General features: G+C 61.1%; 17 protein-coding genes. 5 read left to right on the top strand and 12 right to left on the bottom strand.

The features are described 5' to 3' along the window. Nucleotides 1–33 precede the first annotated feature (33 nt). From FHS75_RS06225 to FHS75_RS06205, 5 genes are all read left to right on the top strand, one after another. Nucleotides 34–1,401, top strand: coding sequence for an aromatic ring-hydroxylating dioxygenase subunit alpha (locus FHS75_RS06225; RefSeq protein WP_179406840.1), 1,368 nt, complete (start codon nucleotides 34–36; stop codon nucleotides 1,399–1,401). A gap of 14 nt (nucleotides 1,402–1,415) precedes the next feature. Continuing rightward, complete coding sequence (locus FHS75_RS06220) at nucleotides 1,416–1,967, top strand: 3-phenylpropionate/cinnamic acid dioxygenase subunit beta (RefSeq protein ID WP_179406839.1); 552 nt, start codon at nucleotides 1,416–1,418, stop codon at nucleotides 1,965–1,967. A 52-nt stretch (nucleotides 1,968–2,019) separates the two neighbouring features. Further along, complete coding sequence (locus FHS75_RS06215) at nucleotides 2,020–4,590, top strand: TonB-dependent receptor (RefSeq protein ID WP_179406818.1); 2,571 nt, start codon at nucleotides 2,020–2,022, stop codon at nucleotides 4,588–4,590. A gap of 91 nt (nucleotides 4,591–4,681) precedes the next feature. Next, nucleotides 4,682–5,785, top strand: coding sequence for an alkane 1-monooxygenase (locus FHS75_RS06210; protein ID WP_179406838.1), 1,104 nt, complete (start codon nucleotides 4,682–4,684; stop codon nucleotides 5,783–5,785). 82 nt (nucleotides 5,786–5,867) lie between these two features. Beyond that, complete coding sequence (locus FHS75_RS06205) at nucleotides 5,868–6,908, top strand: 2Fe-2S iron-sulfur cluster-binding protein (protein ID WP_179406837.1); 1,041 nt, start codon at nucleotides 5,868–5,870, stop codon at nucleotides 6,906–6,908. 60 nt (nucleotides 6,909–6,968) lie between these two features. On the opposite strand, the gene hcaB is transcribed toward FHS75_RS06205, so the two are convergent. Genes hcaB through FHS75_RS06145 form a run of 12 tightly spaced genes read right to left on the bottom strand, consistent with a single transcriptional unit; the run spans nucleotide 6,969 to nucleotide 17,146 of the window. Beyond that, the gene (gene hcaB / locus FHS75_RS06200; protein ID WP_179406836.1) at nucleotides 6,969–7,769 is read right to left on the bottom strand and encodes a 3-(cis-5,6-dihydroxycyclohexa-1,3-dien-1-yl)propanoate dehydrogenase; all 801 of its coding nucleotides are present in this window, start codon (nucleotides 7,767–7,769) and stop codon (nucleotides 6,969–6,971) included. Between the two features lie 31 nt (nucleotides 7,770–7,800). Then, nucleotides 7,801–9,294: an aldehyde dehydrogenase family protein gene (locus FHS75_RS06195; protein ID WP_229735734.1), complete on the bottom strand. Its 1,494-nt coding sequence runs from the start codon at nucleotides 9,292–9,294 to the stop codon at nucleotides 7,801–7,803. Between the two features lie 30 nt (nucleotides 9,295–9,324). After that, nucleotides 9,325–9,606 (bottom strand): 2Fe-2S iron-sulfur cluster-binding protein, encoded by a 282-nt coding sequence (locus FHS75_RS06190; RefSeq protein WP_082924270.1) that lies wholly within the window; start codon nucleotides 9,604–9,606, stop codon nucleotides 9,325–9,327. Further along, on the bottom strand, nucleotides 9,596–9,832 hold the full coding sequence (locus FHS75_RS06185) for a 2-hydroxymuconate tautomerase (RefSeq protein WP_179406834.1): 237 nt from the start codon (nucleotides 9,830–9,832) through the stop codon (nucleotides 9,596–9,598). Before FHS75_RS06185 ends, FHS75_RS06190 begins: the two co-directional genes overlap by 11 nt. Before the next feature lies 1 nt (nucleotide 9,833). Next, nucleotides 9,834–10,604, bottom strand: coding sequence for a 2-keto-4-pentenoate hydratase (locus FHS75_RS06180; RefSeq protein ID WP_179406833.1), 771 nt, complete (start codon nucleotides 10,602–10,604; stop codon nucleotides 9,834–9,836). Nucleotide 10,605: 1 nt separating this feature from the next. Further along, nucleotides 10,606–11,637 (bottom strand): 4-hydroxy-2-oxovalerate aldolase, encoded by a 1,032-nt coding sequence (gene dmpG / locus FHS75_RS06175; RefSeq protein WP_010891015.1) that lies wholly within the window; start codon nucleotides 11,635–11,637, stop codon nucleotides 10,606–10,608. Continuing rightward, nucleotides 11,634–12,572 carry an acetaldehyde dehydrogenase (acetylating) gene (locus FHS75_RS06170; protein ID WP_066762514.1) on the bottom strand — a complete coding sequence of 313 codons (939 nt, stop codon included), beginning with the start codon at nucleotides 12,570–12,572 and terminating at the stop codon, nucleotides 11,634–11,636. The genes dmpG and FHS75_RS06170 overlap by 4 nt, the downstream gene beginning before the upstream one ends. A gap of 22 nt (nucleotides 12,573–12,594) precedes the next feature. Continuing rightward, on the bottom strand, nucleotides 12,595–13,389 hold the full coding sequence (locus FHS75_RS06165) for a fumarylacetoacetate hydrolase family protein (protein ID WP_179406832.1): 795 nt from the start codon (nucleotides 13,387–13,389) through the stop codon (nucleotides 12,595–12,597). A gap of 4 nt (nucleotides 13,390–13,393) precedes the next feature. Continuing rightward, nucleotides 13,394–14,878, bottom strand: coding sequence for a 2-hydroxymuconic semialdehyde dehydrogenase (locus FHS75_RS06160; RefSeq protein ID WP_179406831.1), 1,485 nt, complete (start codon nucleotides 14,876–14,878; stop codon nucleotides 13,394–13,396). Between the two features lie 39 nt (nucleotides 14,879–14,917). Then, nucleotides 14,918–15,349 carry a GlcG/HbpS family heme-binding protein gene (locus FHS75_RS06155; protein ID WP_010891019.1) on the bottom strand — a complete coding sequence of 144 codons (432 nt, stop codon included), beginning with the start codon at nucleotides 15,347–15,349 and terminating at the stop codon, nucleotides 14,918–14,920. A gap of 2 nt (nucleotides 15,350–15,351) precedes the next feature. Next, complete coding sequence (locus FHS75_RS06150) at nucleotides 15,352–16,275, bottom strand: catechol 2,3-dioxygenase (protein ID WP_179406830.1); 924 nt, start codon at nucleotides 16,273–16,275, stop codon at nucleotides 15,352–15,354. 19 nt (nucleotides 16,276–16,294) lie between these two features. Then, on the bottom strand, nucleotides 16,295–17,146 hold the full coding sequence (locus FHS75_RS06145; protein WP_179406829.1) for an alpha/beta fold hydrolase: 852 nt from the start codon (nucleotides 17,144–17,146) through the stop codon (nucleotides 16,295–16,297). Between the last annotated feature and the right edge of the window lie 90 nt (nucleotides 17,147–17,236).

Genomic DNA, 17,236 nt, shown 5'->3' with positions numbered 1-17,236 from the left:
AATTTCAAACATCACAATTGGGAGAGTTAAATCATGCGCTTCGAACGGATCGGCCGCGAGCCGGATTATTCACGCTACATGGACCTCAAGGAAGGCTGGCTCGACCGGCGGATCTTTTCCGACGCCGATATTTATGAGGAAGAGCTTTACCGGATCTTCGCCCGGTCGTGGCTGTTCGTCGCCCACGAAAGCCAGATCCCCAAGGCCGGAGATTTCCTGACCACCCATATGGGCGAAGACGCGGTGATCGTCGCGCGTCAGGCCGATGGTTCGATCCGGGTCATGCTCAATTCCTGCCCGCACCGCGGCAACAAGGTCTGCTTCGCCGATGCCGGCAACACTCGTCGGTTCGTCTGCAATTACCACGGCTGGGCCTTTGACACCGCAGGCGACCTCAAAGGCATGCACGAGGAATATTGCTACGACGATGGCGATATCGACTTCAAGAACCATGGCCTCAAGAACGTCGCCAAGGTCAGCAGCTACAAGGGCCTGGTGTTCGCCACCTTCAACGGCGATGCGCCGAGCCTGGAGGCATGGTTGGGCGATTTCCGCTGGTATCTCGACATGATCCTCGACAACGAGGAAGGTGGCACCGAATTCATTGGCGGCTGCATCAAATCGGTGATGAGCGCGAACTGGAAGTTCGGGGTCGAGAACTTCATCGGCGATGCTTACCACGCCGGCTGGACGCACGATTCCGGCTGCCGTTCGATGAACGACGGCATGCCCTTCCCGCCGATCGACATGGAAAACTCCTATCATGCCAGCGTGAACGGTCACGGCTGGGAATTCGGCACCGAGGGCGTTGGCGATCTCGTCCTGCTCGGCCGTCCAAAGGTCATGGACTATTACAACAAGATCCGCCCCAAGATGGCAGAACGCCTGGGCGAGATGCGCTCCAAGATCTTCGGCTCGGTCGCCTCGGCCTCAATCTTCCCCAATGTCTCGTTCCTGCCCGGCATCTCCACCTTCCGCCAATGGCAGCCCAAGGGACCGATGCAGTTCGAATTGAAGACCTGGGTGATCGTCAACAAGAACATGCCTGATGACATCAAGGAAGAAGTCACCAAGGGCGTCATGCAGACCTTCGGCCCCGGTGGCACCTTCGAGATGGATGACGGGGAGAACTGGGAAAACTGCACCACCGTCAACCGCGGAGTCGTCACCAGGCACGAGCGCCTGCACTATCGCTGCGGCATCGGCCGCCAGATCGAACATGATACCCTGCCGGGCATCGTCTATCGCGGCCAGTACAACGACGCCAACCAGCGCGGCTTCTACCAGCGCTGGCTCGACATGATGACCCATGACGATTTCAGTAAGATGCCGACACGCCCCGAACCGCGGCTTGGCAACGTGGCCGAAACCCGCGACCTGCCCGGCCTGTTCGCGCTCTGAGAGGAATCACAACCATGACCGACACCGCAACCCTCGAGCGCACACGCCAAGGCACTGCCGCATCGCTCGAACTGACCCACGCGCTGGCCCAGACGCTTTATCGCGAAGCGCGCCTGCTCGACACCGAGAACTATGCCGACTGGGCAGAGATGCTGGCGGAAGACCTGCATTACCACATGCCGGGAATCGAAACCCGCTACCGCCGGGACAAGACCGATCAGGTGACCGACCTGACCCGGATGGCCTATTACAACGACAGCAAGCCCGAAATCCTCAAGCGGCTTTCGCGGCTCGAGACCGGAACGGCCTGGTCGGAGGATCCGGCGACGCGCTACACCCATATCATCACCAACGTCGAGGTGGAGCTTACCGAAAACGCCGACGAGTTCCGGGTCTATTCGAACTTCTATGCCTATCGCAATCGCAACGAACGCGACGAGGATTCGCTGATCGGCAACCGTATCGATATCTGGCGCCAGGTCGGCAACAGCTTTCAACTGGTCAAACGCCGTGCGATCCTCAAGCACAACGTGCTGCTGAGCAAGAACCTCAACATCTACGTTTAGTCTATCCACGCTTATAAATAAAAATACATCAACAATAGGGAGAATGACACCAATGACAAAGCAATCGATCAATTTCAGGAAGGTCGTCCTGCGCGCCAGCGCCTCGGCGATCGTCGGATCAATCGGGCTCGCACCGATGGCGGCGCATGCGCAGGACGCCGCAACAAGTGAGCCTCAGGCTGAAGATGCGGCGAGCGGCGGGCTTGGCGAGATCATCGTGACGGCGCGCAAGCGAGCCGAGAATCTGCAGGAAACTCCCGTTGCAATCACGGCAATGAACGCAGAAATGCTCGAAGCACGGCAGATTAACAATGTCGCACAGGTCGCTAAATTTGCTCCTAATGTGAACATCCAGCCGGTCGCCAACATTTCGGGTTCGAGCGCCTCGATCACCTCGTTCATCCGCGGCGTGGGCCAGACCGATTTCAATATCACCGTCGACCCGGGCGTGGGCGTCTATGTCGATGGCGTCTATGTCGCCCGCTCGGTTGGCGCGCTGCTCGACATGGCCGACATTTCGAGCGTCCAGGTCCTGCGCGGGCCGCAGGGCACACTGTTCGGCAAGAACACCATCGGCGGCGCGATCGTCGTCAATTCCGTCGAACCGCAGTACGATTTCGACATGAAGCTCGAAGCGGCGACCGGCCGGTTCAACCGCGCCGACTTCAAAGGCATGGTCAACGTGCCCCTTAGCAACAATCTCGCAATGCGGGCCGTCGCGTCCTATGAAACCCGCGACGGCTACCAGAAGCGTTTGTTCGACGGCGGACGCCAGGGCAACAAAGACAGCTTCGGTGCCCGGCTTGCGTTCAAGTGGGAGCCGACGGACAAGCTGACCGTCAACCTGAGCGGTGACGTCAACATCCGCCGCGAGGAACAAACGGCTATCTCATTGATCGAACTGCAGGACCAGGCCGTCCCGCTGCGCTTTGTCGAAATTCCGAACAGTGCGCCGCCGGGCGGTTCCAATCGTCTGATCGCCGCGCCGAGCTCGATGTATTTTTGGAACAAGATCTCTGCGGCCGGAGCCGCTACGGGCGCCTGCGGCGCGGCTTGGGGCGGGTTCGGGCCCACCGGTCCGATACCTGGTACACTAGCGCCGACCAGCAACCCGGATTGCGCCAGCACGCGCTGGATCACAGGCGATCCCGACACCACCTGGGCTGGCGGCAACAACCGTTCGGACTTCGATCTGTGGGGGGTCAACCTGACCCTGGACTATGACTTCGGCGACATCAGCCTGAAGTCGATCAGCTCTTACCGCGATCAGAAGTCTGTCTTCGAATACGATTTCGATGGCACCCCGCACGATGTTCTCCAACTTACCAACAATATTGATCTTTGGCAGGCATCACAGGAGTTGCAGCTGACTGGCAGCATATTGGATGATCGCGTGAATTTTGTTTTGGGCGCTTATTATTTGAAAGAAAAGGGCATTGACAAAGAGCCGCTCGAATTCGGGTTCGCCCAGTTCTTCTCCGGGGGTGAGATCGACAACGACAGTTACGCTTCCTACTTGCAAGCGACATTCAAAGTAACCGACCGGTTCTCAATCACGCCAGGCATTCGTTACACCAACGAAACCAAGCGGTTCGATCCGTCGCTACAGGTCATTTACAATGATCGGTCGCGGTTCGATCCGGTGCTTTCTTCGCTTTATCCCGATGGCGCTTTCATTGCCTTCAGCCAGTGCATCGTCGGGCAGGCCGTGCCGGGCGTGATCCCACCAGGTGTTCCGGGGTTCGAAGCCTTTGCCGGCTTCCCGCTTCCAGGCGGGTGCGAGCCTTCGGCAACCAACCCCGGAGGCAACCACACGATGCCGGCTGTCCAGGTCCAGGCAAAGGCGAAGGAATGGACCCCGGCGATTTCGGCGGACTACAAGATCACCGACGATACACTGATTTATGCTTCGTATTCGAAGGGGTTCAAGAACGGCGGGTTCAGCCAACGCATCTTCCCGGCGGAAATCGCGACCCCCTCGTTCACGCCGGAATTCGTTGAATCCTACGAAATCGGCCTCAAGAACGAGTTCTTCGACCGGCGGCTTCGCCTTAACCTGGCTGCGTTCCTCTCCGATTATTCCGATATGCAGATCGTTGTTAATGAGGGAATCGCACCGAAGGTACGAAATGCGGGCACCGGCCGGATCAAGGGATTTGAGGTCGAGGGCGAAGCGGCTCCAATCGATCAGGTTCAGTTGACCTTTGGTGTAGGTTATCTGGATGCCTATTACACCGACATCGACTTAGCAGCCGCCCCCGTCACCACGGATTCGAAATTTGCTTTCGTACCCGAGTGGACAGCTTCGGCAGCTATCAATGCGGATGTCTATGAAGGGCAAGCCGGCAAACTGACGCTTCGTGGTGACTGGTTCCATCAAAGCGGCACCTTCAAGGATGCGGTAAATAGCCCGCAATTGTTTCAGCCAGCATATAGCGTGTTCGGTGCGAGCGCGTCGTTCACTGACAAAAGCGAACACTTCACCGTGACTGGCGGCGTCACCAACTTGACCGATAAACGATACATCCAAGGCGGGTACGTCGATCTCGACATCGGCGGCGCCGCCACCGCAAGCTTCTCGCGTCCGCGCGAATGGTTCCTCAAGCTCGCCTATCAGTACTGACACTTACCACCCCCGAGGGCGGCGGTCCGCCGCCGCCCTCACCCTTGCCTCGACGGTCAAGGCCAGAGCAAAATAACTCGGGAGAAATCCGATGGACGGACTACGGTATTTTCTCATCCCAGTCATGACCTTGGCGGGCGTTATCGGATTCATGCTCGGCGGTAGCTACGTCTGGCTGGGCGCGGCTACATTCCCGGTTCTAATGGCTCTGGACCTGCTGCTGCCGCCCGATCACAAAGTCCGCGCGAAGGGCGCCGCCATGCTCGGTGACATCGCGATGTACCTGCAACTGCCCCTGATGATCCTGCTCGTCTGGGCCTTTGCCGCTTCGGTGACAAAGGGGATCAACCCGATCACCGGCGCCGACAATTCAAGCTGGCAACTGGCCGGATCGCTGCTCAGCCTGGGCTGGCTCTCGGCGGTGCCGACCCTGCCGGTAGCGCACGAGCTGATGCACCGCCGCCACTGGTTTCCACGCTATGTCGCCAAGTGTCTGAGCGCATTCTACGGCGACCCCAATCGCGATATCGCCCATATCGTCACCCACCACGTACATCTCGACACGGCCAAGGATAGCGATACCCCTCGGCGCGGGCAGACCATCTACAGCTTCGTGTTCCAGGCGACCTGGGGTTCTTACAAGGACTCATGGGAGAAGACGGTCGAAATCCTCGGCAAGCTGGGCCATGCTCGGCTCGGTTGGCGGAATGTGATGTGGTTGTTTCCGCTGCTTTCGGGCGGCATTGTCGCCTATGTGGGTCTGACGGCGGGGCTTGCCGCTGCGTTGACTGCCATCGGTGCCATGCTTTTGGGAAAGATGTTCGTGGAAGGGTTCAATTATTTCCAGCACTATGGCCTGATCCGGGTCGAAGGGGCGCCGATCGAGCTCCATCACGCCTGGAACCATCTCGGAGCGATCGTCCGGCCGATCGGTGCGGAAATCACCAACCACATCAACCATCACCTTGACGGGCATATCCCCTTCTATGCGCTGAAGCCCGAACCGCAGGCACCGCAGATGCCCTCACTGTTCCTGTGCTTCGCCGCCGGACTGATCCCGCCGGTCTGGTTCCGCTTCATCGCGCAACCGCGCCTCAAGGACTGGGACGAACGTTTCGCCACCCCCGGCGAACGCAAGCTGGCGGATCAGGCCAACGCACAGGCTGGTTGGCCGCGCTGGCTGGCCAGCACTTGAACGCCAGGCCAATCGTCCACCCTCATTCGGGCGACAATCCGCAACTGCGGATTCCGCCCGCCCATTTCGGACAAACCCGACAATGTTTTCTTTCCTGCGCAAATCCAAGATGAACACCGTAACCGTGGAAGGATCGCCGACCACGCTAGACATACCGGCGGGCAAGACACTTCTTGAAGCGATGCTGGACGCGGGTTTGGCCATGCCGCACGATTGCAAGGTTGGCTCGTGCGGTACCTGCAAGTTCAAGCTCGTGTCTGGCAAGATCGGCGAATTGAGCCCGTCGGCCCTTGCACTTGAGGGCGACGAACTGCGCAGCGGCTTTCGCCTCGCCTGCCAGGCCATTCCGCGCTCGGATCTGACAATCGCGGTTGATGCGCCACTCTCGCAAGGGATCGCCATTGCTACATATCGCGGCACCATCGTCGCTGCACAACGGCTGTGCGAGGATATCATCGGGCTGACCATCGAACTGGATCGGCCATTGGCCTTCACTCCCGGACAATACGCTGATCTGACCGCTCCCGGCATCGAAGGTGCACGCAGTTATTCATTCGCCTTCGCGACGGCTGGCGAACCCACCCAGCAACTGCATTTTCACATCCGGCACGTTCCGGGCGGCGCATTTACCGACTGGCTGTTCTGCACCGATCGCACCGGAATGGAGCTGAAGGTTACCGCCCCCTATGGGCAATTCGCCCTCAAGGACAGCACTGCCCCCATTCTTTGCATCGCAGGGGGTAGTGGTCTAGCGCCGATAATCTCGATTCTGGAGCAGGCGCTTGACCGGGGCGCAGACCGGGCGGTGCACCTGCTGTACGGTGCGCGCCGTCAGTCCAATCTCTATGCCCTCGACAAAATTGCGGCCCTTCGTCAACGCTGGATGGCCCCTTTCGAATTCGTCCCGGCCTTGTCGGATGAAGAGCCAGACAGCGACTGGGCAGGAGCGCGTGGGCTGATCACCGAGCAGATTGCGGGCGTTGCAGACCTGGCGGCGCACGAAGCCTATCTGTGTGGCCCACCGGCGATGATCGACTTTGCCGAAGCGCAATTGCTCGCCGCCGGCCTCTCACGTTCGGTCATTTCGGCCGACCGCTTTCTTGATCGCAGCAATCGCACGTAAAAAAAAGACGGGCGCTCGACGAATCGAGCACCCGCCAAGGGTGGAGAGATCTAAGCCGCTTCAGCTTCCGGGGCGTTTGCCAATGCCCATGCCACCATCGCTGAGCAAAACCGTTCCTGTCATGTAGGCCGAGTCCCGACGCGAGGCTAGCAAGGCATAGAGCCCTGTGTGATCATCCGGTTCAGCGATCCGCGCGAGCGGCGTCATCCCGGCAATCATCGCGTCGAGGCCTTCCATGTCCTCCAGGTGGACATCGGCCGTTCCGCCCGCCTTGGTGCCGCCCAGGGGTGTCCTGGTGCCGCCCGGAGCCACGCCGTTGACCCTGACATCGGGGGTAAGTTCCCATGCCAGCTGGCGGATCAGACCAATGACCGCGTGCTTCGATGCCACATAGGGCGTGCCACCGCCGCCGGTATAGAAGCTCGAGGTCGAGGCCGTGAAAATGATGCTGCCCTTGGTCTTCCTGAGTTCCGGGATTGCAGCGCGGGCACCGAAGAAGTAGCCCTTGACGTTGACCCCAAAAATCTCGTCCAGCGTTTCGGAGAGCTTGTCCGGATCCATGTCCGCCAGCGGGGTCATAAAATCCCAGATGCCGACATTGCCGACAAACACGTCGAGCTTGCCGAAGGTAGCCACGGTCGCCGCAATCGCGTTCTGGTTGTCGGAATAGTTGCGGACATCACCCTCAACCACGACTATTTCTTTGCCATGCCGCATGCGCACCATGTCAGCTTGGTCGGCGTCTCTGACCAGGACGCCTACCTTTGCACCTTCTTCGAGATAGCGGGCGACGACCGCCGCGCCGATCCCGGTGGCGCCGCCGGTCAGCAGCGCCACCTGTCCTTCGAGTCTTGCAGTCACATCGTTTCTCCCAATGATCGTTGCTTGCCGATCACTGATCGAACATTCCGGTGCGACCTTCCTGGAGGTTTACCACCACCGACTTGGTCTGGGTGTAGTGATTCAGCACTTCATGGCTGAATTCACGCCCGAAGCCGCTTTGCTTGTAACCGCCCAGCGGCATGTTGGCCTTCAGGTTGTAGTAGCGATTGATCCAGACCGTGCCAGTTTCGAGCTTGCGCGCAATCCGGTGGGCTCGGGCGATGTCCTTGGTCCAGACGCCGCCAGCGAGGCCGTAAGTTGTATTGTTGGCCTGCTTCATCATGTCGTCTTCGTCGCTCCAGGTGATGACGCTGGTGACCGGTCCGAAGATCTCTTCCTGCGCGATCCGCATGGAGTTGTTGACGTTGGTGAACACGGTCGGCTTGATAAAATTGCCATCGGCCAGATCTGCGGCATCCGAGCGGCTGCCGCCGGTCAGGACCTCGGCCCCTTCCTCGGTGGCCAGGCGCAGGTAGCTTTCAACCTTGTCGAATTGCATCTTCGATGCCTGGGCACCCAGCTGGGTCGCCATGTCGAGCGGATCCCCCTGTCGGATCCCTTCCAGCGCGGTCTTGAACTTGGCCAGGAACTCGTCCTGGATCGACTCGTGCAGGAACAGGCGCGAACCGGCCAGGCACACTTCGCCCTTGTTGAGGACGGTCGACATGGTCGCGCTTTCCACCGCCGCGTCGATGTCGGCATCGCCGCAAACGATATGTGCAGACTTGCCGCCGAGTTCGAGCGTCTGCGGGATGATGTTGGCCGAGGCGTACTGGATGATCCGGCGCGCAGTCGCTACTGACCCGGTGAAGGCGACCTTGGCGACATCGGGGCTGGTGACCAGCGCCTCGCCCACGTCCGCGCCATAGCCGGTGACGACGTTGATCACACCCGGCGGCAACAGATCAGCCATTTCCACGAAGAATTCGATCACCGAAAGGCAGACCGTTTCGGCCGGCTTCAGAACGACAGTGTTGCCCGAGGCCAGCGCGGGCGCGATCTTGCACGCCATCATCAACATCGGTACGTTCCACGGGATGATCTGCGCGCAGACACCCAGCGGTTCGCGGTGAACGATGCCGATCGCATCGGGATAGTCGAGCGTCTGGCCATGCAGGCCATAGGCAGCGCCAGCGAACAGCTCGAACTGACCGATAGTCTGGGTCATGTCGAAGAACATCGATTCGCGCATCGGCTTGCCGTTGTTCAACGTTTCGAGCGTCGCGTAGTGCGACTGGCGTGCCTTCAGCCGGCGCGCAATTTCGATCAGGATCTCCTGGCGCTCGCCGGGCAGGCTTTGCGACCACTTGGGAAAAGCAGCCTTGGCAGCGGCAATCGCACGCTCAATGTCCTTGGCGTTGCCGGCCTGGATCTTGGTCAGCACCTTGCCGGTCGAGGGATTGAGCAGATCGATGGTCTTGCCGCTGTCCCCGGCAATCCACTCGCCGCCGATATAATGGCCGTACTCGGACTTTATGCCGTATTCGTTTTCTGTACTTTTCAACTGCGTAGCCATCACGATTCTCCCTTCAATTCATGAAACTTCGATCAGTAGGTTATCCAATGGGTAGAGCCGACAGGCGAGCGCATAGCCTTGGCGCAGGTCTGCCGCGGAAACTTTGGCGGCGCTCATCTTCCCTGTCCGGTACTTGCCTTCGACGACGCGAACTCGGCAAACTCCGCAACCACCACCGCGACATCCAATGCTTATGTGGTCAGCCCCTCTACGTTCCATCGCGGTCAGTACGCGTTCATCCCCCCGGCAAGGGAACTGTCCGCCACCGACCAATGTGATTTGATGTGAATCAGCTGTCATCCGACCAATCTTCTTCGACCTTGACTTGCTTCGCACCGGCGGCCTTGGCTGCAAGACTCTGCCCGCCTACCGCGAAATGGGCCGGCGCCATCTCGCGAAGGATGACGCGAACCGACTCACGCGGGGCCCCGATCGCATCGATGGCAGCATCGGTCAGAGCCTTGATCAGCCGCTCTTTGGCTTCTGGCGGGCGCCCTTCGAGCAGGTTGACCTCGATGATCGGCATGTCAGGCCTCCACCTGGAACATGACCGCGCCAAGGTTCTGCACGGTCGTCCGCACGGTCTGGCCGGGAGCCAGGTTGGGCGCGGCGGTGATGCCGCCAGCCATGACGATGTCACCGGCGTTGATCTCTTCGCCCGCTTCGGCAACCAGCCGGGCCGCAGCAACCAGCGAACGGATGGGGTGGCCAAGGATCGCCGCGGTCGACCCGACCTGTACCACCTCGCCATCGATTTCGAGGATCACGCCCAGATTCGAAAAATCGATCCGGGGATCGTGCCAGGATCCGATCACCAGCCCCGACGAGGAAGTGTTGTCGGCGATCACGTCCTCGAGCGCGAACTTGAAATTCTCGTAACGGCTGTCGATGATCTCCATCGCCGGGGCGATCGCTTCGACTGCTGCCAGCGCAGCGGCGGCAGTCACCTTACCGACCAGCGGGGCCTTCATCAGAAAGGCGACTTCCGGTTCGACCCGGGGGTGGACGTAGCGCGCGCGCGAAAGGGCGGATCCTTCCTCGACCAGCATCGCATCAGTCAGCCTGCCCCAGGCCACCTCATCGACACCGACCTGCTGCATCTTGGCCCGGCTGGTCAGCCCCATCTTCACGCCGATGCGTCGCTCGCCGCGCGACAGGCGTCGATCGACCGAGAGCTTCTGCACCTGGTACGCCTCGGTAACGGAGAACTCCGTATCTACAGGCGTGATCTGCGGCGTAGCATTCGCCTCGCGAGCAGCGGTGTCGAGGGTTTCGGCGTAGCGTGCAAGCCTGTCCATCTCAGTTCGCCTTGGCTTTGATCAGATCAAGTGCAACGTCGATGATCATGTCTTCCTGGCCTCCGACCATCCGGCGGTTGCCCAATTCGACGAGGATCTCGCGGGTATCGATTCCGTACTGTTCCGCTGCCTTTTCCGCATGGCGCAGGAAGCTTGAATAGACGCCTGCATAGCCCAGGCTGAGCGTCTCGCGATCGACCCTCACCGGACGGTCCTGAAGCGGACGGATGATGTCGTCCGCCGCGTCCATCAGCGCCATCACGTCGCAGCCGTGCTTCCAGCCCTTGCGGTTGGCGGCGGCGATGAACACCTCGAGCGGTGCGTTACCGGCTCCCGCACCCATCCCGGCAAGGCTCGCGTCGATCCGCACCGCGCCGGCCTGAGCGGCGACGATCGAGTTGGCCACGCCCAGCGACAGGTTGTGGTGCGCGTGGATGCCGCGCTGGGTTTCGGGCTTGAGCACCCGGTCATAGGCTTGGAGACGTGCAATCACGCCATCCATGTCGAGCGCCCCGCCGCTGTCGGTGACATAGACGCAATGCGCGCCATAGCTTTCCATCAGCAGCGCCTGCTGGGCGAGCGCCTCGGGCTCGATCATGTGGCTCATCATCAGGAAGCCCGATACGTCCATGCCCAGATCGCGCGCGATGCCGATGTGCTGCTTGCCGACGTCGGCCTCGGTGCAGTGGGTCGCGACCCTGACCGAGCGCACTCCCATCGAATAGGCCCGCTTGAGTTCTTCGGCGGTGCCGATACCGGGCACCAGAAGCGTTGTCAGCACCGCGTTCTTGATTACGTCGGCGGCAGCCTCGATCCAGTCCCAGTCGGTATGGGCGCCAAATCCGTAATTGAAGGTCGAACCGTTCAGGCCATCGCCGTGCGAGACCTCGATCGCATCCACCCCTGCCTCGTCAAGCGCCTTAGCGATCGTGCGGACGCTGTCGGTGCCATACATATGCAGGATGGCGTGCATCCCGTCGCGCAAGGTCACGTCCTGGATGTAGAGCCGATCAGATGTTGGATCAAAGGTCATGCTGCAGTCTTTTCCATATGAGTCTTGGCCAGGCTCTCGCCTGCCGCCTTGGCGGCAGCGGTCATGATGTCGAGGTTGCCGGAATAGTTGGGCAGATAATCGCCCGCGCCCTCGACCTCGAGGAACACGCTGGTCTTGAGTCCTTCGAATTCACCGTAGCCGGGGATATTGAGCGGCCGGTTCGAGCCAAAGCGTTCGAACTGTACTTCCTGCTTGAGCCGGTAGCCCGGCACGTACGACTGCACCCTTGCAATCATAGCCAGGACCGAATCGCGCACCTTGTCCTCATCGACCATTTCCGACAGCGTGAAGATCGTATCACGCATGATCATCGGCGGTTCGGCGGGATTAAGGATGATCACAGCCCGGCCCTTGGCCGCGCCGCCGACAGTTTCGATCGCCCGCGCCGTTGTGCGGGTGAACTCATCAATGTTGGCACGGGTGCCGGGACCGGCGGAACGCGACGAAACCGACGCGACGATTTCGGCGTAGTGCACCTTGGCGACCTGCGAGACCGCCGCGACGATCGGGATTGTCGCCTGCCCGCCACAGGTCACCATGTTGATGTTGCGCACCGCGGCATCGACCGCCGGGTTGACCGGGGGAATGGTCGCCGGGCCGATCGCGGCCGGGGTAAGGTCGACCATCAGCTTGCCGTCACGGGCGAGGATTTCGTCGTGCGCCTTGTGCGCATAGGCCGAGGTCGCATCGAAGGCGATGCCGATATCGGCATATTGCGGCATCCGGCACAGGCCCTCGATTCCTTCGTGGGTCGTCGGGACGCCGCGTTCGCTGGCCATCGCCAGCCCTTCGGAGGCCGGATCGATCCCGACAACCGCCGCTAGCTCCAGTGTATCCGAACCCTTGAGCAGCTTGATCATCAGGTCGGTCCCGATATTGCCGGAGCCGATAATTGCGCACTTCATCTTGGCCATTTGACCAGCCTCCAATTTGAATTCAGTCAGCGGCGAACGCGGCGCGGACCGTTCCGATTCCGTTGATCCGGGCTTCGACCACATCGCCGCGCGCAACCCCGGCCATCGGCCCGAGCGCGCCCGACAGGATTACATCGCCTTCGAGTAACGGACGCCCCGCTTTGGCCATCACCCGCGCCAGCCACAGCGAGGCGGTGATCGGGCTGCCCAGACAGGCGATCCCGGCACCGACCGAAATCGGCTCACCCTTGGCTTCCATGACCATGCCGCAGCTGCGCAGATCGAGCCCGTCGAGCTTGCGCGGCACCGCGCCGAGCACGAACAGCCCGCTCGAGGCATTATCGGCGATCGTGTCCCAGATCTTGATGTCCCAGTTTGCGACGCGGCTGTCGACGATCTCGATTGCCGGAACGACATATTCGACCGCGCGAATCATTTCGGCGGTCGTCATGTCGGGGTGGGGCAAATCCCGCCCAACGACGATCGCAATCTCGGCCTCAACCTTGGGCTGGATCACCTGGTCGAGCGACACCGGGATGCCTTCCGGCACGTCCATGTCAGCGAACAGCATCCCATAGTCGGGCTGATCCACCCCAAGCTGGCGCTGGACCGCGATCGAGGTCAACCCGATCTTGCGGCCGACCAGGCGCCGTCCATTGGCGAGGTAGTGCTTGGTGTTGGCTTCCTGCACGGCATAGGCGGCTTCGACGCCACCAGCCGAAATCAGGTCGCGGATCGGGCTGACAGGCTTCCCCGTTTCGGCCGCGCCGCGCAGGGCCAAGGCCGCTTGTTCGATAGTCTTGGGATCAATTGTCATCGTCTTACAGCTTCACGCAAATGTTGGTGATCTCGGTGTAGAATTCGAGGCTGTGCACCCCGCCTTCCCGGCCGATGCCGGAATGGCCGGACCCGCCGAAAGCCGTGCGCAGATCGCGCAGGAACCAGGAATTGACCCAGCACACCCCCACGTCCATCGCCGCCGCCACGCGGTGTCCGCGGGACATGTTTTCGGTCCAGATCGAGGCGCACAGGCCGTAAACCGTATCGTTTGCAAGTGCGATCACCTCGTCCTCGCTGTCGAACGGCACGATACCGCAGCACGGTCCGAAGATTTCCTCGCGCATCACGGTATCGCCGTGGGCGACGTCGATCCACAGCGTCGGTTCCACGAAGAAGCCACCGGCTTCCGCACCCGAGATTTCGGGAACGCCGCCGCCGGTGACCACGGTGGCCCCGTCCTCGACCGCACGGCGATAGTAACCCAGCACTTTCTCGCGGTGCTCGGCGCTGATCAGCGGGCCGAGATAGGCGCGATCACCGGTCACGCCCGGCTTGAAGCCCTGCGCCGCCGCCGCCATCCGCGCCACGAAGGCGTCGAAGATCGGTCGCTCGACATAGACCCGCTCGGTTCCGAGGCAGACCTGCCCGGTGTTCAGGAAGACCGAGCGCGACAGACCCTCGACCGCCTTGTCGAGGTCGGCATCGGCGAACACAATCGCCGGGTTCTTGCCACCGAGTTCGAACGAAATGTCGCGAACGCCGATCGCGGCCTTCTGCATGATCGCCTGTCCGGTGCCGGTCTCGCCGGTGAAGGTGATGGCATCGACATCGGGGTTGGACGTGAGGAATTCGCCGGCCGAACCCGGACCGAATCCGTGGACGACGTTGTAGACACCCTTGGGCATGCCCACCGCGTTCATTACTTCACCCAGCAGGGCAGCAGTCCGAGGCGTTTCCTCGGACGGCTTGACCACCACGGTATTGCCGCAGGCCAGCGCCGGGCCAACCTTCCAGGTCATCAGCAGCAGCGGGAAGTTCCACGGGCAGACCACCGCGACCACACCCTTGGGCTTGCGCACGGTATAGTTGAGCGCCTGGCCGCCATCGGGGGTCGATGTGTTGAAGCTTTCGCCCGGCATAGTCGAGACGACATCCGCGAACATGCGGAAGTTGGCGGCCCCGCGCGGAATGTCGATGTGCGAGGCAACGTGGCGCGGCTTGCCGGTGTCGGCCACTTCGGCAGCCAGGAAATCATCCGCTCGTCGTTCGATCTCGGTCGCCACGGCGGCGATCAGCTTGACCCGCTCGGCCGTGGTCATCTTGCCCCATGGCCCGGTAAGCGCTGCCTTGGCCGCAGTCACGGCGTCTGCGACGTCGGCCTGGCTTGCTTCGTGGACAAGCCCGATCTGCGAACCGGTGGCCGGATTGACGTTGGGAAACGACTTACCCTCGCTACCTTTGCGATAGGAACCGTCAATGAAGTTCAGGATAGTTTCGGTGACCGGAGAGGAGGAAGTTGAGGTCATTGGAGCATAATACCTAAGTTGGCCGGAGGCCATGGTGCGTCAGAATTGCCTTGCGCCGATCGCAGCGAGACCGGCGTTGGCGTATTCGACGTCCATCGCTTCGCTCCCGCCGGAAACACCGATCGCACCGACGAATACACCGGCGATTTCGATCGGCAGGCCGCCGCCGAACATTGCTAATCCCGGCTGCGCGACGATTCCGTCGCGCAGGGCCGGATTGCCGGAAACCATCGCATAGAGATCCGGCGTCGGGACGCGGAAGCTGGCGGCGCTGTAAGCTTTATCTTGCGCGATCTTTGCGGATGGCGAAGGGGAGCCGCTGGCGCGGACGAACGCGACCAGATCTCCCCCGGCACCGACCACCGCGGCAACGACCGGACAGCCCGCCGCCGCACCCGTGGCGACGGCGGCAGCCGCTGCCTTGAGCGCCAGTTCGTGGCCTACCGTCCGGACCGAAACCACCCCGTCCATAATCAGGTGTTCACCGTCATGAAGCGGTCGTTGAGCGCCTTTTCGTAGTAGAAGATCGCCTTGCCGGCGCTCTCTGCCTGCCACATGCGCTGCGGATTGTCGGGATAATAGATGTAACCGCCGCTGAAGGTTTCGTTGCGGTTACCCGAGGGATCGAAGAAATAGATCGTCTGGCCGCGGGTGATCCCGTGACGCGTCGGCCCGATATCGAGCGAAATATCGTAGCGGCTGATGATGTCGGCTGCATGGCCGACGTCGTGCCAGGATTCGAGGTTGAACGACGTATGGTGGATCTTGCCGTCTTCGGGATAAGCGAGGAAGGCGACGTCATGCGCCTTGTTGCTGCAGCTCAAGAAAATGCCTAGGCGGGTGCCGCTGCCCTCATCGACCAGCTCCTCGGTCACCGAGAAATCGAGCGCATCGACAAAGATCTTCGCCGAGGCGGCAATGTCCACGCCGTTCAGCGCGCAGTGATCGAAGCGGGTAGCGCGCATCCCGCGTGGCTCAACCACCCAAACATCCGGGTTCTTGGTCGCCGGACCGGTGGCCGAAAGTTCCATTTCGGCGTAAAGTTCGAACACATGCTGTGTGGGCGTATTGAACCTGATCTTGCGGCCAACCCCTGGATCTTCGCCAGCCGGGACCACATCGACATGCACACCGAAATCGAGCAGGCGTTCCGCGAAGTGATCGAGATCTGAATCCTTGGCGACCTTGAAGCCCATGACGTCCATGCCGGGATGATCGGCCTCGCGCAGGATGATGCTATGGCGATCGAACTCGTCGAAGGCCTGGAAGAAAGCGCGGTCGCCGTCACGGCTGACAAGATTCAGGCCGATGCGATCCCGATAATGGGAAATGGCTTCGTCCAGGTCGAGAACCCTGAGCTGCACGTAACCAGGACGAATGACACCTGTTAGAGCCATGACGTTTACTCCTCTCCGATCAGGCCTTGAGGCCACTTTTAAAGAACTCTGCGACAGTCCGATTGAAACTCGCCATCCGCTCGATCTGGACCCAGTGGCCACATTCGGCAAAAAGGTGGAGGTCGGCCCGCTTCAACAACGTGGCGAGGCGCACGGTCGAATCCAGCGGGATTACCTGATCGGCAATCCCGTGCAAAATCAGGGTTTCGTGCTCAATCGCGGCGATGTCTTCTTCGCGGCTGGCGAGCATCGCCACGTTGGCCTGGCGGTCGGCGCCGCCGAACGTTGCATGATAGGGTTCATGTGCTTCGGGCCGGGCGCTGGCGACATAGCGCGACTGAACCAGATCCTCGGTCAGGCGGCTGTGATCCCAGGCAAGGTACTTGAGCGATTCGCGCATCGCCTCGACCGAGGGTTCATAGCCCCAGACCTTGTCGAGCGCAGGGGTAATCGGAAAGTTGAGCCCTGCAGGTCCCATCAGAACGGCGCGCTCCACCCGATCGGGGTGGGCAATCATGAACGCCAGTGTGATCCCGCCACCGAAAGAATTGCCGACGATCGAAACCTTGTCGATTCCCAGCCCGTCGAGAAAGCCGGCGAGCTGATCGACCCAGACCTGCTTGTCCTCGATCCGGCCCTTGCTGTCCGAATAGCCGAAGCCGAACATGTCGGGCGCGATGACCCGGAAATCCTCGGCGAGGATCGGCATATTCAGCCGCCAGTTGGCCCAGGCTGTCACACCGGGGCCCGATCCGTGGACCAGCAGCACCGGGTCGCCTTCGCCGACGTCGTGGTAATTGGTCGAGCTTCCGCCGACAACCAGCGACTTGCCAATTTCCGGACGGGTCGTGTCCAAAGTCGCGTCTGCCATTCTACCCTCCGATCCTTTCCCGCCTCGATGATTTTGCATTCGGCTGGACCTGAACGCCGAATCGCCGTCTCTGTCGCCAGCAGCCTCATC

It is taken from the genome of Novosphingobium marinum (assembly GCF_013408095.1).
In the GTDB taxonomy this organism is placed as follows: domain Bacteria; phylum Pseudomonadota; class Alphaproteobacteria; order Sphingomonadales; family Sphingomonadaceae; genus Novosphingobium; species Novosphingobium marinum.
The sequence above is the reverse complement of the archived record's forward strand: the minus strand, read 5'-3'. Positions and strand labels throughout refer to the sequence as shown.